Genomic DNA, 15,700 nt, shown 5'->3' with positions numbered 1-15,700 from the left:
AACGGGGGACCCCGTCCGCGCGGCTCACCCGGTCCTGCCCCGGCGTTGCGTATCGCTGGTCGCATGATGATGAGCAGACGAATGGGATGCCGGAGTGTGACGGTGCTGCTCGCGCTCCTGGCGGTGTTGCCGGTGCGGGGCGCCCTGGCCGAGGCCGGTGGGCCCCCGGCGCCCGGCCCGGGGAGTGATCTGGTGCCGGGGGTGGCGCCGGGGCCGCATCAGCCGTGGCAGGTGGACACGCCGGATCAGAGACTGCCGCCGAAGGTGTACACGCCGAGCGCGCGGGAGGACGCCGTGGAGCCGCGGGACGCTCCCGCCGAGACGGACGCGCTCATCGAGTACGTACCCCTTGGTGAAGCTGTTGCGGGCCGGGCCCTGGTGTGCAGCAAGCTGCCCGGGCCGTATCAGCGGCAGGTCGAGCGGTGGCTGAAGCGGAAGGTGGACGGGAAACAGTCGGCGAGCGACTGTGCCGCCACCCGGGCGTTCCAGAAGAAGCAGGGGATCGAGCCGGACATCGGCTTCGCCGGCCCCGTCACCTGGGCCCGGATGCGGCTGCGGTCCGCGATGAAGAACCCGAACGCGGCCGGGAAGTGCCCCGTCCGCTCCTACCGCGTCGCCTGTGTGGACCTGACCCGTCAGCTCACCTGGGTGCAGAAGGGGAAGAAGGTGTTGTGGGGACCGGTGCCGATGCGCAGCGGGCGGGCCGGGTACCGGACCAGGACCGGCTGGTTCAAGATCTACTGGAAGCACAAGAACCACTGGTCGACGCTGTACAACAGCCCCATGCCGTACAGCCAGTTCTTCAGCGGCGGGCAGGCCTTCCACGCCATCTACGGCAGCATCTACGATCCGAACGGCTCGTGGGGCTGTGTCAATCTGCGCCTCGCCGACGCCCGCACCCTGTGGAACCTCACCAAGACGGGCGACCGGGTGTACGCGTGGGGCCGCAGGGTCGGCACCTGACCGTACGAGAACCGGTCCCGGAGCCTGCGGAGCCTCTGGAGCGTACCGGCACAGGGGCGCTGTCAGACCCCTCTGAGACACTGGGGGCGCGATGAACGAGACAGCACCCCTGCGCGCCCGCGCAGAGATCGACCTGGCCGCCCTGCGAGCCAACGTGCGGACCCTGCGCGCCCACGCGCCGTCCGCGGCCTTGATGGCCGTGGTCAAGTCCGACGCGTACGGCCACGGGGCGATCCCGTGTGCCCGCGCGGCGCTGGAGGCGGGTGCCACGTGGCTTGGCACCGCCACCCCGGAGGAGGCCCTCGCCCTGCGCGCGGCGGGACTCCCGGGACGCATCATGTGCTGGCTGTGGACCCCGGGCGGGCCCTGGCGGCAGGCCATCGAGGCCGATCTCGATGTGTCGGTCAGCGGGATGTGGGCCCTGCGTGAGGTCACCGCGGCGGCCGAGGAGGCCGGGCTGCCCGCCCGCGTCCAGCTCAAGGCCGACACCGGACTCGGGCGCGGCGGCTGCCAGCCCGCCGACTGGCTCGACCTCGTGAGCGAGGCGCTGCTCGCCGAGGGGCGTGGGCTGATCACCGTCACCGGTCTGTGGTCGCACTTCGCCTGCGCCGACGAACCCGGGCATCCGTCCATCCAGGCCCAACTGAACCGTTTCCGCGAGATGGTGACGTACGCCGAGGAGCAGGGCGTGCGCCCCGAGGTGCGGCACATCGCCAACTCACCGGCCACGCTGACCCTTCCCGAGAGCCACTTCGACCTGGTACGGACGGGGGTCGCGGTGTACGGCATCTCGCCCAGCCCCGAGATCGGCACCCCGGCCGACTTCGGACTGCGCCCGGTCATGACACTGAGCGCGTCCCTCGCCCTGGTGAAGCACGTGTCGGGCGGCCACGGCGTCAGTTACGGGCACCACTACGTGACTCCGGGTGCCACCACCCTCGGCCTGGTGCCCGTCGGGTACGCGGACGGCATCCCGCGCCACGCCTCCGGCACCGGACCGGTCCTGGTGGGCGACAAATGGCGGACGGTCGCGGGCCGGGTCGCGATGGACCAGTTCGTGGTCGACCTGGGCGGGGACGAGCCGGCGCCCGGCACGGAGGCGATCCTCTTCGGCCCGGGCGACCGGGGCGAGCCGACCGCCGAGGACTGGGCACGGGCGGCGGGCACGATCGCGTACGAAATCGTCACCCGGATCGGAACCCGCGTGCCGCGTGTGTACGTGAATAGGGAACAAGACGGGTAACCCGCAAGGAGTACAGGGGGTGCCCCGCGCAGGACAACAGGGCAACAGGACATAGTTGCACCACCAGCGGCACCCGGTACGACCATCGGCACCACCAGCACCATCGGCAGCACGAGCACCACCAGCAGCATCACCTCCTGAAGTGAACGACATCCCGGTGAAGAGGAGCGGTACGTGAGCGAGAGCAGTACGGAGGCCGTCACGGGCGCCGCCGCGGTGGCCGTCGCCTCCGCCGCCGGGAACTGGCGCAAGGCCGGTATCGCCGGCGTCGCCATAGGCGTGGTCGCCGCGGGCGCCGCCGCCGGAGTCGCCATAGAGCGGCTCACGGTCGGCCGCGGTATGCGCAACAAGGCCCGCCTCGCACTCGACTCGACGGGCCCGTACGGCTCGCTGCGGGGCACCCCCGGCAAGGCGCACGCCGACGACGGCACCGAGTTGTACTACGAGGTGGACGACATCGAGCAGGATGTGACGTTCACCCCGCGCCGGCGCCGGCTCTTCGGGCGCAAGGCCCCGGCCCCCGTCACCGTCGTCTTCAGCCACGGGTACTGCCTCAACCAGGACTCCTGGCACTTCCAGCGCGCCGCGCTGCGCGGGGTGGTGCGCACGGTGCACTGGGACCAGCGCAGCCACGGCCGCTCCGGGCACGGGATCGCCCAGCTTCAGGAAGGGAAGCCGGTCTCCATCGACCAGCTCGGCCGCGATCTGAAGGCCGTCATCGACGCGGCCGTGCCCGAAGGGCCGATCGTGCTGGTGGGACACTCCATGGGCGGGATGACCATCATGGCGCTGGCCGACCAGTATCCGGAACTCGTACGGGACCGGGTGGTCGCCGTCGGCCTCGTCGGTACGTCGTCGGGGCGGCTCGGCGAGGTCAACTTCGGGCTGCCCGTCGCGGGCGTCAACGCGGTGCGGTGGGTACTGCCCGGCGTCCTGAGGGCGCTCGGTCAGCAGGCCGCCCTGGTGGAGCGGGGGCGGCGGGCCACGGCCGATCTGTTCGCCGGGATCATCAAGCGGTACTCGTTCGCGTCCCGGGACGTCGACCCGGCCATCGCCCGGTTCGCCGAGCGGATGATCGAGGGCACCCCGATCGACGTGGTCGCGGAGTTCTACCCGGCGTTCACCGATCACGACAAGACCGAGGCACTGGCGTCCTTCGCCGAACTGCCCGTGCTGGTGCTGGCCGGGGTCGGCGACATGGTGACCCCGAGCGAGCACAGCGAGGCCATCGCGGACCTGCTGCCGGACGCCGAACTGGTGCTCGTACCGGACGCCGGACACCTGGTCATGCTGGAGCACCCCGAGGTGGTCATAGACCGGCTCGCCGACCTCCTCATGCGCGCGGGCGCCGTCCCGGCAGGGGCTACCGTGGGTGGCTATGGAAGCACCAGCCACACCGCACAGCCCGGCTGAGCCCGCCGCCGCCGAGGGCGCGGGCGTCCGGATCACCGTCAACTCGCCCGAGCAGATGCGGGAGCTGGGCCTGCACCTGGCCAAGCTGCTGCGCGCGGGTGATCTCGTGATGCTGAACGGGGAGCTCGGCGCGGGCAAGACGACCCTGACGCGCGGGCTCGGCGAGGGGCTCGGCGTGCGCGGCGCGGTCACCTCCCCGACCTTCGTCATCGCCCGTGTGCACCCCTCTCTCGGCGGCGGTCCGCCGCTCGTGCACGTGGACGCGTACCGCCTGGGCGGCGGGCTCGACGAGATGGAGGACCTCGACCTCGACGTCTCGCTCTCCGACTCGGTGATCGTCGTGGAGTGGGGCGAGGGCAAGGTCGAGGAGCTGACCGACGACCGGCTGCGTGTCGTCATCCACCGGGCCGTCGGAGACACCACGGACGAGGTACGACACGTCACGGTCACCGGGCTCGGGGGGCGCTGGGCGACGGTGGACCTGAGCGTGCTCGCGACCTGATCTTTGCCTTTGTCCGGTCTTCGAACGTTCCGACAAGTCGTCGGCAAAATGTTGCGTTCGGCATCCCGGCCGTGGTCACATGGAGATCAGTCCTTAGTTAGGTCTACCTAACCACGCTTGCCCCCGAAGCCCCAGGAGGCGTCCATGTCGGCTTCAGAACGTGACGTGCCGGCGCAGCAGCCGCGTGTGGCGATGGCCGGGGTGTCGATGCGGGATCTACTGGCGTCGTGTGCCGCCGCCGACGCGGTGTCCCGGCCGCCGCGGGCGCCGTCGCCGGAGGCGCCGCGTGTGGCCGAGCAGCCCCGTAAGGCTGCGTGAGCGCTCCGCCGGGAGGTCGGTTCTCGGGCTACTGGATCACTACGACCTTTACGCCGATCGTCGCGAAGTTCCACATCGCGGTGCCGTCCGCGAGGGACTCTCGGATGCCGCCGAGTTTCTTGGAGGAGTCGGGGGAGGCCGTGGAGCCGTCGACCGCCGCGCTGAAGCCGACCGTGACGCCGTCGACGACGGTGAAGCGGACGACGTGCTCGATCTGGGCGCCGTCCGATCCGGTGAAGACCTTGGAGCGTGAGGTGACGGCGTGGGTGCCGACGGCCGGGTCCACCGTGCCGGGGGTGACCTTGAAGGTGCGCTGGGTCCTGTTGTCCGCCCCGACCAGCCAGACGCGGTCGTCGTCGACCGAGTAGACGACCCGCTCGCCGGTGCCGGAGCCGGTGGGCAGCGCCACCGGGTTCTTCTTGTCCCGGGGGGCCTTCGTGGCGGTGGCCTTGGGGGACGCGCTCGCCTGGGGCCTGCCAAGGGTGTCCGGCACGTTCGCCGACGCCTGGTAGGCGAGGAAGCCGACCACCGCGACGGCCGCCGCGGTGAGCCCGGCCACGAATCCCGAGCTGCTGCTAGCCACCTTGGGTGCCCACCTCTCCGTATCGCGTTAGTGTCCCTTACGTCCTGTGTGGTGACGGTAGCAGCCACTGTCCCGCAGACCGGGGCGGCCGTGCTTCCCGCTCGGGCGCCGTAGGCTGTTTGCGTGCTCTTGCTCGCTCTGGATACCGCCACTCCCGCCGTGACCGTCGCCCTGCACGACGGCACGTCCGTCATCGCCTCGTCGAGCCAGGTGGACGCGCGTCGGCACGGAGAGCTGCTGCTGCCGGCCGTCGACCGGGTACTGGCCGAGGCAGGCCTCAAACTGGACGCCGTCACCGGCATCGTCGTGGGCGTCGGCCCCGGCCCGTACACGGGGCTGCGCGTCGGCCTCATGACCGCTGACACCTTCGGCCTGGCGCTCGGCGTGCCCGTGTACGGCCTGTGCACCCTCGACGGGCTCGCCTACGCCACCGACGTCACCGACGGCACCGGCATCGAGGGGCCGTTCGTCGTCGCGACGGACGCCCGGCGCAAGGAGGTGTACTGGGCGCGGTACGCAGACCCCCGTACCCGTCTCTCGGAGCCCGCCGTCGACCGGCCCGCCGAGATCGCCGACACGGTCGCCGGCCTGCCCGCCGTGGGCGCGGGCGCGCTGCTCTACCCCGACACCTTCCCGGACGCCCGCGCGCCCGAGCATGTCTCGGCCGCCGCGCTCGCGTCTCTGGCGGCGGAGAAGCTGGCCGCGGGCGAGGAACTGGCCGCCCCCCGGCCGCTCTATCTGCGCCGCCCGGACGCCCAGGTGCCCAAGAACTACAAGGTGGTCACCCCGAAGTGACCGCCGAACTGCGCGAGATGCGCTGGTGGGACATCGATCCCGTACTGGCTCTGGAGAAGGACCTCTTCCCCGAGGACGCCTGGTCACGCGGGATGTTCTGGTCCGAGCTGGCGCATGCGCGCGGGCCCGAGGCGACGCGCCGGTATCTGGTCGCGACCGAGGGCGAGCGGCTCGTCGGATACGCCGGACTCGTCGCCTCCGGCGACCTGGGCGACGTACAGACCATCGCCGTACGCCGTGATCAGTGGGGCACCGGCCTCGGTGCCCGGCTGCTGACCGAGCTGCTGCGGGCCGCGACCGACTTCGAGTGCGCCGAGGTGATGCTCGAGTGCCGGGTGGACAACGTCCGCGCGCAGAAGCTGTACGAGCGCTTCGGCTTCGAGCCCATCGGTTTCCGCCGCGGCTACTACCAGCCGGGCAACGTCGACGCCTTGGTCATGCGCCTCCATGACCCTTCCGCATCCGTACGAGGAACAGAGAACAATGGCTGACGAACCGCTTGTCCTGGGTATCGAGACCTCCTGCGACGAGACCGGCGTCGGCATCGTCCGCGGCACCACTCTGCTCGCGGACGCCGTCGCGTCCAGCGTCGACGAGCACGCCCGCTTCGGCGGCGTCGTGCCGGAGGTCGCCTCCCGCGCCCACCTGGAGGCGATGGTGCCGACCATCGACCGGGCGCTGAAGGAGGCGGGGGTCGCGGCCTCCGACCTGGACGGCATCGCCGTCACCGCGGGGCCCGGGCTCGCCGGTGCGCTGCTCGTCGGGGTCTCGGCGGCGAAGGCGTACGCGTACGCGCTGGGCAAGCCGCTGTACGGCGTCAACCACCTCGCCTCCCACATCTGCGTGGACCAGCTGGAGCACGGGCCGCTGCCGGAGCCGACGATGGCCCTCCTCGTCTCCGGCGGCCATTCGTCCCTGCTGCTCTCGACCGACATCACCTCCGATGTACGTCCCATGGGCGCGACCATCGACGACGCCGCGGGCGAGGCCTTCGACAAGATCGCGCGCGTGCTCAACCTCGGCTTCCCGGGCGGTCCGGTCATCGACCGGTACGCGAAGGAGGGCGATCCGTCCGCGATCGCCTTCCCGCGCGGGCTGACCGGGCCGCGCGACCCGGCGTACGACTTCTCCTTCTCCGGTCTGAAGACCTCGGTGGCCCGTTGGATCGAGGCCAAGCGGGCGGCCGGGGAGGAGGTGCCGGTGCGTGATGTGGCCGCGTCCTTCCAGGAGGCGGTGGTGGACGTGCTGACCCGCAAGGCCGTACGGGCCTGCAAGGACCAGGGCGTCGACCACCTCATGATCGGCGGCGGGGTGGCCGCCAACTCCCGGCTGCGTGTGCTGGCCCGGGAGCGCTGCGAGGCCGCCGGGATCCGGCTGCGGGTGCCGCGGCCGAAGCTGTGCACGGACAACGGGGCGATGGTGGCCGCGCTGGGCGCGGAGATGGTCTCCCGCAACCGGGCCGCCTCCGACTGGGACCTGTCGGCGGACTCCTCGCTGCCGGTGACCGATCCGCATGTGCCGGGCCGCTCCCACGCGCACGATCATGTGCACGATCATGTGCACGAGGTCAGCAAGGAAAATCTGTACTCGTGACCGTCGCGCTGATGTGGGAGGCGCGGGCCGTCGCCGGGCGGGGCGAGGAGCTGCTCGCCTGGGTGCGGGCGCAGGAGCTGCCGGGGGAGCCGCTGCGGCGGGAGGTGCTGCGCGCGCCGCAGGACCGGGTGCTCGTCATCACCTGGTGGGATGCGGCATACGACGCCGAGCTGCCCGAACTCCCGGAGCCGGACGGGGAGTTGGTGACCCGGGCGGTCCATCGGTGGCGGTTCGAGTCGGTCTCCTGACGCCTTCGTTTCCGGCTGGGCTTCACGCCGACCTCATTTTTCCGGAAGACTCCTGCAAAGTTTCGCGCGTGGGCGTGGAACGGTAGAGGGGCGCTTGGACGTGTCGACGGAGGTGGGCGCAGTGGCCCGGGAGAGCATCAAGAACAAGGTGACGATCACCGAGATCGCCCGGCAGGCCGGCGTCTCGGTGCCCACCGTGTCGCGTGTCGTCAACGGCCGCTCCGACGTGTCGCCGGAGACCCGGGCCCGTATCGAGGATCTGCTGCGGCACTACGGCTACCAGCGCAAGTCGTCCGCGCCGGGTGACCGGGCGGCCCTGATCGACCTGGTCTTCAACGACCTCGACAGCCCCTGGGCCGTGGAGATCATCCGAGGGGTCGAGGAGGTCGCGCACGCGTCGGGCGTGGGCACGGTGGTCTCCGCCATCCATGGGGCGTCGGGCATCCATGGGGCGTCGGGCTCGGCTCAGCAGTGGATGACCAATCTGCGGGCCCGTGCCTCGGACGGCGTGATCCTGGTGACCTCGGTCCTGGAGCCCCGGCTGCACGAGGAGTTGCGGCGGCTCGGGGTGCCGCTGGTCGCGGTGGACCCGGCGGGGTCCCCGACCCTGGACGTGCCGACCGTCGGCGCCGCCAACTGGGCGGGCGGGATGGCGGCGACGGAGCATCTGCTCGGGCTCGGCCATCGCCGGATCGGGTTCGTCGCCGGGCCGGTGCGGTTGCTGTGCTCGCGGGCGCGGCTGGACGGATACCGGGCGGCGTTGGAGGGGGCGGGGGTCGCGGTCGACGATGCCCTGATCGTGCCGGGGGATTTCTACCACCAGTCGGGCTTCGACGGGTGCAATGCGCTGCTCGACCTGGAGGAACCGCCGACCGCGCTGTTCGCGGCGAGTGACCAGATGGCGCTGGGTGCCATCGAGGCGTTGCGGCGGCGGGGGTTGCGGGTGCCGGAGGACATGAGTGTCGTCGGGTTCGACGATCTGCCGGAGGTTCGGTGGTCCGCGCCGCCGTTGACGACCGTGCGGCAGCCGCTCGCGGACATGGGGAAGTTGGCCACGCGGACGGTGCTGCGGCTGGCGCTGGGGGAAGAGCCGGTGTCTCCGAGGGTCGAGCTGGCTACCGAGCTGGTGGTTCGGGCCAGTACCGCGCGTCGGGGTTGAGGGGCGCCCCGTAAGGGGCGCGGGGATCTACGCGACCAGCCCTCACCGGCCCGCACCCGAAGAACCACCCGAGATTTGTCAGGAGCGTTGACACGCCTGTCGCCGCCCCGTAACTTCCGGCGCACTCCACCGATAATTATCGGCCCTCTTCCGGAAGGTCTGCGATGCGAGCGTCGGGCAACACCTACACCTCTCTCTCCCGCCGGAGGTTCCTGGCGGCCTCCGCGGCGACCGGACTGGGGGCGGCCGCCCTGAGCGCGTGCGGCTCCTCCGACAGCGGGAACAGTTCGGGCAAGACCACCATCGAGTGGTGGAACATCACCACCACCCAGCCCGCGAAGAAGCTGTGGGCCCAGCGCGCCAAGGACTTCGAGGCCGCGCACCCGGACGTGAAGGTCAAGGTCGTCACGCTGGAGAACGAGGCGTACAAGTCGAAGATGACCGCGCTGACCACCTCGGGGAAGCTGCCGGACATCTTCCACACCTGGGGCGGCGGCGTACTCAAGCAGCAGATCGACGCGGGCCTGGTCGAGGACCTGACCGACAAGACCGCTTCGTGGACAAAGGACTATGTGCCCGCCTCGCAGGCGGCCTACCAGTTCGACAAGAAGACGTACGCCGTTCCGTTCGACATCGGCATGGTCGGCTTCTGGTACAACAAGGCGCTCTTCAAGAAGGCCAAGATCACCACCCCGCCCACCACCTGGTCCGGCTACCTCGACGCCGTCAAGGCCCTCAAGAGCGCCGGGATCACGCCCATCGCGCTGGCCGGCAAGGAGAAGTGGCCCGGCATGTACTACTGGGCGTATCTGTCGATGCGCGTCGCCGGGCTGGAGGCGATGCAGAAGGCGGCCACCGACGCCGACTTCACCGGCGAGGGCTTCGTGACGGCGGGTCAGCACCTCAAGGACCTCGTCGCGCTCGAACCCTTCCAGAAGGGTTTCCTCGGCGGGGCCTACTCCGACCCCAACGGCGAGGCGGCCCTGATGGGCAACGGCAAGGCGGCCATGGAACTGATGGGCCAGTGGGCGCCGACCGTCGAGAAGGACTCGGGCAAGGGCATCGGCGACGACCTCGGCTTCTTCTCCTTCCCCTCCGTGGAGGGCGGAAAGGGCGCACTCACCGAGGTGTTCGGCGGGGGCGGCGGCCACGCGCTCCGCAAGGGCGCGCCGGACGCGGCGGTGGAGTTCCTGAAGTTCTTCGCCGAGAAGGAGTTCGCCTCGAAGCTCGTCAAGGAGACCGGCCTGATACCGGTGTCCAAGGACGCGGCCGGCGCCCTCACCGACCCCAACCTCACCGCCGTCTCGGACGCCCTGAACAAGGCCACCGGCTTCCAGCTCTACCTCGACCAGGCGTACGCCCCTGCCATCGGCCAGGAGATCAACGACAGCGTCGCCGCGCTGATCGCGGGCTCCAAGTCCCCCGAGCAGGTCACGCGGTCGGTCACCCAGGTCGCCAAGAGCGAGAAGAGCTAGCGGGCGGCGATGACGCACTCGACCTCGACCTCGACCTCTGCTTCGACCTCGACCCCATCGACGTACGTGCCCGGTCTCGGTAAGTCGACCGGCGTGACCGCCGTTTCACCGGGCCAGGGGCCCCGCCGTCCCGCCCTGCGGCGCGTGCGCGACTGGTTCGCGGCCTTCGTCTTCACGGTCCCGGCGCTCGTCCTGTTCGGGATGCTCGTCCTCGTACCGATGGGCTACGCCTTCTACGTCAGCTTCTTCAACTGGGGCGGATTCGGGTCGCCCACCGACTCCGTGGGGTTCGATAACTACACCCGGCTCTTCCACGACCCCGTGTTCCTCGGGGACTTGTGGCGCGGCTTCCTGCTGGTCGCCTTCTCCCTCGTCCTCCAGCTGCCGTTCGCACTCGCCATGGCCGTGCTGCTCAACCAGAAGCTGCGCGGCCGGGCGATCTACCGGATGCTGTTCTTCGCGCCGTACATCCTCTCCGAGGTCATCACCGGCGTGCTGTTCAGCATGATCTTCTCGCCGGGCGACGGGCTCGCCGACAAGGTCCTCGGCGCGGTCGGCCTCGACGGCCTGGGCGGGCTCTGGTTCGCGGGCCAGAACACCGTCCTGCCGACCCTCTTCCTCGTCATGACCTGGAAGTACTTCGGCTTCCACATGATGCTCTACCTGGCGGGCCTGCAAGGTATCCCGGCCGAGCTGCACGAGGCGGCGCGCATCGACGGCGCCGGCAGCTGGCAGCGCTTCCGCCACGTCACGCTGCCGCTGCTCGCGCCGACCCTGCGGATCAGCGTGTTCCTGTCCGTGATCGGCGCCATCCAGCTGTTCGACCTGGTGTGGGTGATCTCCGCGGGCGGTCCCGACCATCACTCCGAAACCATGGTCATCAGCATGTTCCAGTACGGCTTCAAGCGCTACCAGATGGGCTACGCCAGCGCGATCAGCGTGGCCATGTTCCTGATCAGCCTCGTCTTCGCCCTCGCCTACCAGCGCTTCGTGCTGCGCCGCGACACCGAAGGAGCCATCACCACCATGCGAGCCAACCGATGAGCGCGGTCGTGAAGAGCACGGTCTCGAAGACCATGGTCCCGAAGAACACGGTCCCGAAGAGTGTCGTACGCCGTCGCAGGCTGCGCACCCTGCCCGTGTACGTGATCCTGTGGCTGGTCGGCGCGGTCATGGTGACCCCGCTGCTCTACGCCCTCGTCTCCGGCTTCAAGTCCACCGACCAGCTCTCCACCAACACCTTCGGCCTCCCGCACCCCTGGGTGACCTCGAACTACACATCACTGCTCGGCTCGGGCCCCTTCTGGCGGTCCGTCGGCAGCAGCACCCTGATCGCCGTGGCCACCGCCCTGCTGACGGTCGGCGCGTCGGCGCTCGCCGCCTACGCGCTCGCCCGGTTCGCCTTCCGGGGGCGGGAGGTGCTGTTCACCGTCTTCACGATGGGCCTGATGTTCCCGTTCGCGGTGGCGATCCTGCCCCTCTTCATCCTGCTGCGCACCTTCGGGCTCCTCGACAACCCCTGGGGCGTGATCCTGCCCCAGGCCGCCTTCGGGCTGCCCATGACGATCGTCATCCTGCGCGGCTTCTTCCGGGAGATCCCCGGCGAACTGGAGGAGGCGGCCACGCTCGACGGCTGCTCCTCCTTCGGTTTCTTCTGGCGCATCCTGCTGCCGCTGGCCCGCCCGGCGCTCGGCACGGTCTCCGTCCTCGCCATCGTGGGCAGCTGGAACAACTTCCTGCTCCCCCTGCTCGTCTTCAGCGAACCCACATGGTGGACGGTCCCCGTCGGCATCCAGCAGTTCCAGGGCCAGTACGCCTCCGACGTGGCCCGCATCTTCGCGTACCTGGTCCTCGCCATGGCGCCCGCCCTGGCCTTCTACGCGGTCGCCGAACGACAGCTGATCGGCGGCATCACGATCGGCGCGACCAAGGGCTGAACACCAGCCCCTCCAGATGCCTCAGTAGATGTGTGTATATACGCATAGATGTGTAGATGTGAGGAGTTATATGACCGACCCCTGGCAGGACCCCGCTCTGCCCGCAGACGTCCGCGCCGCCGATCTGCTCGCCCGTATGACCACGGAAGAGAAAATCGCCCAGCTCTACAGCGTGTGGCCCGGCTCGAACGAGACCCCGGGCGGCGACATGGCGCCGCTGCAGCACGCCCTGTCCGAGGAGATCGACCTGACGGAGCTGCTCCCGCACGGGCTCGGCCAGCTGACCCGCCCCTTCGGCACCGCGCCCGTCGACCCGGCCGAGGGCGCCGCCCGCCTCGCCTCCCTCCAAGAACGCATCCGCTGCGCCAACCGCTTCCGGCTGCCGGCGCTCGCCCATGAGGAGTGCCTCACCGGGTTCACGGCCTGGCAGGCGACGGTCTTCCCCACCCCGCTCGCCTGGGGCGCGAGTTTCGACCCGGCCCTGGTGAAGGAGATGGCGGCGGCGATCGGCGCCTCGATGCGCTCGGTCGGCATCCACCAGGGCCTCGCCCCCGTCCTCGACGTCGTACGCGACCCCCGCTGGGGCCGTACGGAGGAGTCGATCGGCGAGGACCCCTACCTCGTGGCGACCGTCGGCACCGCCTACGTCCAGGGCCTGGAGGCGGCGGGCATCGTCGCCACCCTCAAGCACTTCGCCGGGTACTCGGCCTCCCGCGGCGCCCGCAACCACGCGCCCGCCTCGCTCGGCCCGCGCGAACTGGCGGACGTCATCCTGCCACCGTTCGAGATGGCCGTACGGGAGGGCGGCGCACGCTCGGTGATGGCCTCGTACAACGACCTCGACGGGCTGCCCGCCCACGCCCACCGCCGCCTGCTCACCGAACTCCTGCGGGAGGAGTGGCAGTTCACCGGCACGGTCGTGGCCGACTACTTCGGGGTGTCCTTCCTGGAGTCCGCGCACGGACTCACCGACTCCCCTGCCGGGGCGGCGGCGCTCGCGCTCGCGGCGGGCGTGGACGTCGAGCTGCCCGCCGTGCGCTGCTACGGCGCCGGGCCCCTCGACGAGGAGGTGGTGGACCGGGCCGCGCTGCGGGTGCTGACGCAGAAGTGCGAGCTGGGGCTGCTGGATCCGGGCTGGGCGGCAGAGACCGCGGACTCCGGACCCGTCGATCTCGATCCGCCGCACATGCGGGCGCTGGCACGGCAGTTGGCGGAGGAGTCCGTCGTCCTGCTCGCCAACGGCGGTACGTTGCCGCTGGCGTCCGGGGTGCGGCGGATCGCCGTCCTCGGTCCGCTGGCCGACGATCCCGCGGCCATGCTCGGCTGCTACACCTTCCCCCGCCATGTCCTCCTCGACCACCCCGAGGTCGAGATGGGGGTGGGCGTGCCGACGCTGCTGGAGGCGCTGCGCGCGGAGCTGCCCGACGTGGAGTTCACGGACGATCCGGTGGCCTCCGATGTGTGCGTGGTGGCTGTGGGCGACCGCTCGGGGCTGTTCGGGCGCGGGACGTCGGGCGAGGGCTGCGACGCGGCCGACCTCGAACTGCCCGAGGGGCAGGGGGAGGTGGTGGACAAGGCGCTGACCGCCGGGACGCCGGTGGTGCTGGTGCTGCTCTCGGGGCGGCCGTACGCGCTCGGGCGCTGGGCGGACCGGTGCGCGGCGGTGGTGCAGGCGTTCTTCGCGGGTCAGGAGGGGGGTCCCGCGGTGGCCGGGGTGCTGTCCGGGCGGGTGAACCCCTCGGGGCGGCTCCCGGTGAGCGTGCCGCGCGAGCGCGCCGGGCAGCCGTGGACGTATCTCGCCCCGCCCCTCGGACAGCGCGGCGAGGCCAGCAACCTCGACCCGACGCCGCTGTTCCCGTTCGGACACGGGCTGTCCTACACGACGTACGACTGGCAGGTGCCGTCGGTCGACGACACCGCGTTCCCTACGGACGGCGAGACGACCCTGCGGCTGACCGTCCGCAACACGGGGGAGCGGGCCGGTACCGAGGTCGTGCAGCTCTATCTCCACGACCCGGTCGGCAAGGTGGCCCGTCCGGTGGCCCGGCTGGTGGGCTATGCGCGGGTGCCGCTGGAGGCGGGGGCATCGGCGGAGGTCCACTTCACCGTCCCGGCGGACCTGGCCGCGTACACCGGCCCGGACGGCGACCGGATCGTCGAACCGGGGGCGCTGGAACTGCGGTTGGCGGTCTCCAGCGCCGGGGGGGATGTGGGGTACGCGGTGCCGGTGACGCTGACCGGGCCCGAGCGGGTGGTGGGGCGGGAGCGGCGGATGCGGTGCGAGGTGCGGGTGAAGTGAGCCGTCGGTTGCTGTGGCCTCCGAATGTTCCGAATGTTTCCTTCCCATCCCCGAATGTTATGGATCTTCCTTAGGTCGGAGAGGGGTCGCCCCGCGTGTGACCGGGGATACCATCGCGCCCATGAATCCCGCGAAGCCCGTGGAAAAGCGGACGACTGACCGGCCCTCGGGGACCGCGACCCTCGCCGAGATCGCCCGCGAGGCCGGCGTGTCCGCTCCGACTGTTTCGAAGGTGCTCAACGGCCGGGCCGACGTCGCCCCGGCCACCCGCACCCGCGTCGAGGAGCTGCTGCGTGCCTACGGCTACCGGCGCCGCCGGGCCGAGGCGACCCGCTCACCCCTCATCGACCTGGTCTTCCACGAGCTGGAGAGCGCCTGGGCGATGGAGGTCATCCGGGGCGTCGAGAACGTGGCGCGGGACGAGGGACTGAGCGTCGTGCTGTCCGAGAGCGCGGGCCGGCTGACCCCCGGCCGGACCTGGGCCGACCAGGTCGCCGCCCGCCGCCCGCACGGCGTGATCCTCGTGCTGTCCCGGCTCGACGAGTCCCAGCGCGCGCTGCTGACCAGCCGGTCCATCCCGTTCGTGGTGATGGACCCGGCGGGCGACCCCGGCGACGACGTACCGTCCATCGGCGCCACCAACTGGCACGGCGGGCTGGCCGCGACCCGCCATCTCGTCGAGCTCGGGCACCGGCGGATCGGTGCGATCAGCGGGCCCTCGCGGATGATGTGCAGCCGCGCGCGGGTCGACGGATACCGGGCGGCGCTGGAGACGGCGGGCCTGCCGGTGGACCCGGAGCTGATCGTGACCGGGAACTTCCACCACGAGGACGGCTACCGGCTGGGCCTCGACCTGCTGCGCCGCCCGGACCGCCCGACGGCCGTCTTCACCGGCAACGACCTCCAGGCCCTCGGCCTGTACGAGGCCGCGCGCGAGCTGGGGCTGCGCATCCCGGAGGACGTGAGCGTCGTCGGGTTCGACGATCTGCCGGTGGCGCGCTGGGTCGGGCCGCCGCTGACGACCGTACGACAGCCGCTGACGGAGATGGCGGAGGCGGCGGCCAGGCTGGTGCTGGAACTGGGGCGCGAGGAGCAGCCGGCGGCGGGAACCAGGGTGGAGCTGGCGACGAGCCTGGTGGTGCGCAGCAGTACGGGGGCGGCTCCGGCATAGG

General features: G+C 71.0%; 16 protein-coding genes. 15 read left to right on the top strand and 1 reads right to left on the bottom strand.

What is annotated here, in order from left to right; all coding sequences use genetic code 11:
- Positions 1-81: 81 nt before the first annotated feature.
- The 5 genes from OG747_RS17560 to OG747_RS17540 all read left to right on the top strand — a co-directional run bounded on the left by OG747_RS17560 (position 82) and on the right by OG747_RS17540 (position 4,439).
- Positions 82-963, top strand: a complete 882-nt coding sequence (locus tag OG747_RS17560) for a L,D-transpeptidase family protein (protein WP_405880292.1) — start codon at positions 82-84, stop codon at positions 961-963.
- 91 nt (positions 964-1,054) lie between these two features.
- Positions 1,055-2,206, top strand: a complete 1,152-nt coding sequence (alr, locus tag OG747_RS17555; protein ID WP_405880291.1) for an alanine racemase — start codon at positions 1,055-1,057, stop codon at positions 2,204-2,206.
- Positions 2,207-2,380: 174 nt separating this feature from the next.
- On the top strand, positions 2,381-3,619 hold the full coding sequence (locus OG747_RS17550; RefSeq protein WP_405880290.1) for an alpha/beta fold hydrolase: 1,239 nt from the start codon (positions 2,381-2,383) through the stop codon (positions 3,617-3,619).
- Positions 3,585-4,121 carry a tRNA (adenosine(37)-N6)-threonylcarbamoyltransferase complex ATPase subunit type 1 TsaE gene (gene tsaE / locus OG747_RS17545; RefSeq protein ID WP_405880289.1) on the top strand — a complete coding sequence of 179 codons (537 nt, stop codon included), beginning with the start codon at positions 3,585-3,587 and terminating at the stop codon, positions 4,119-4,121. Before OG747_RS17550 ends, tsaE begins: the two co-directional genes overlap by 35 nt.
- 144 nt (positions 4,122-4,265) lie before the next feature.
- Positions 4,266-4,439, top strand: a complete 174-nt coding sequence (locus tag OG747_RS17540; protein ID WP_405880288.1) for a hypothetical protein — start codon at positions 4,266-4,268, stop codon at positions 4,437-4,439.
- A gap of 28 nt (positions 4,440-4,467) precedes the next feature.
- Here the strand turns inward: OG747_RS17540 and OG747_RS17535 are convergent, their stop codons facing one another.
- Complete coding sequence (locus tag OG747_RS17535; protein WP_405880287.1) at positions 4,468-5,022, bottom strand: hypothetical protein; 555 nt, start codon at positions 5,020-5,022, stop codon at positions 4,468-4,470.
- 123 nt (positions 5,023-5,145) lie between these two features.
- Between OG747_RS17535 and tsaB the strand changes: the two genes are divergently transcribed.
- From tsaB to OG747_RS17485, 10 genes are all read left to right on the top strand, one after another.
- Positions 5,146-5,817, top strand: coding sequence for a tRNA (adenosine(37)-N6)-threonylcarbamoyltransferase complex dimerization subunit type 1 TsaB (gene tsaB, locus OG747_RS17530; RefSeq protein ID WP_405880286.1), 672 nt, complete (start codon positions 5,146-5,148; stop codon positions 5,815-5,817).
- 17 nt (positions 5,818-5,834) lie between these two features.
- The gene (gene rimI / locus OG747_RS17525; protein WP_405885581.1) at positions 5,835-6,308 is read left to right on the top strand and encodes a ribosomal protein S18-alanine N-acetyltransferase; all 474 of its coding nucleotides are present in this window, start codon (positions 5,835-5,837) and stop codon (positions 6,306-6,308) included.
- Positions 6,301-7,410 carry a tRNA (adenosine(37)-N6)-threonylcarbamoyltransferase complex transferase subunit TsaD gene (gene tsaD / locus OG747_RS17520; protein ID WP_405880285.1) on the top strand — a complete coding sequence of 370 codons (1,110 nt, stop codon included), beginning with the start codon at positions 6,301-6,303 and terminating at the stop codon, positions 7,408-7,410. The genes rimI and tsaD overlap by 8 nt, the downstream gene beginning before the upstream one ends.
- Positions 7,407-7,658, top strand: a complete 252-nt coding sequence (locus OG747_RS17515; protein ID WP_405880284.1) for a hypothetical protein — start codon at positions 7,407-7,409, stop codon at positions 7,656-7,658. Before tsaD ends, OG747_RS17515 begins: the two co-directional genes overlap by 4 nt.
- 100 nt (positions 7,659-7,758) lie before the next feature.
- Positions 7,759-8,817, top strand: coding sequence for a LacI family DNA-binding transcriptional regulator (locus tag OG747_RS17510; RefSeq protein WP_405880283.1), 1,059 nt, complete (start codon positions 7,759-7,761; stop codon positions 8,815-8,817).
- Between the two features lie 164 nt (positions 8,818-8,981).
- The gene (locus OG747_RS17505) at positions 8,982-10,292 is read left to right on the top strand and encodes an extracellular solute-binding protein (RefSeq protein WP_405880282.1); all 1,311 of its coding nucleotides are present in this window, start codon (positions 8,982-8,984) and stop codon (positions 10,290-10,292) included.
- Between the two features lie 9 nt (positions 10,293-10,301).
- Positions 10,302-11,336: a carbohydrate ABC transporter permease gene (locus OG747_RS17500; protein ID WP_405880281.1), complete on the top strand. Its 1,035-nt coding sequence runs from the start codon at positions 10,302-10,304 to the stop codon at positions 11,334-11,336.
- Between the two features lie 32 nt (positions 11,337-11,368).
- A complete protein-coding gene (locus OG747_RS17495; protein ID WP_405885580.1) occupies positions 11,369-12,229 on the top strand; it encodes a carbohydrate ABC transporter permease in 861 nt (286 codons plus the stop codon).
- A 70-nt stretch (positions 12,230-12,299) separates the two neighbouring features.
- The gene (locus OG747_RS17490; RefSeq protein ID WP_405880280.1) at positions 12,300-14,528 is read left to right on the top strand and encodes a glycoside hydrolase family 3 N-terminal domain-containing protein; all 2,229 of its coding nucleotides are present in this window, start codon (positions 12,300-12,302) and stop codon (positions 14,526-14,528) included.
- A gap of 121 nt (positions 14,529-14,649) precedes the next feature.
- Entirely contained in the window at positions 14,650-15,699 is a 1,050-nt protein-coding gene (locus tag OG747_RS17485) for a LacI family DNA-binding transcriptional regulator (protein WP_405880279.1), read from the top strand.
- Position 15,700: the final 1 nt, after the last annotated feature.

The organism is Streptomyces sp. NBC_01384 (assembly GCF_045040035.1).
Taxonomy (GTDB): Bacteria; Actinomycetota; Actinomycetes; order Streptomycetales; family Streptomycetaceae; genus Streptomyces.
The sequence above is the reverse complement of the archived record's forward strand: the minus strand, read 5'-3'. Positions and strand labels throughout refer to the sequence as shown.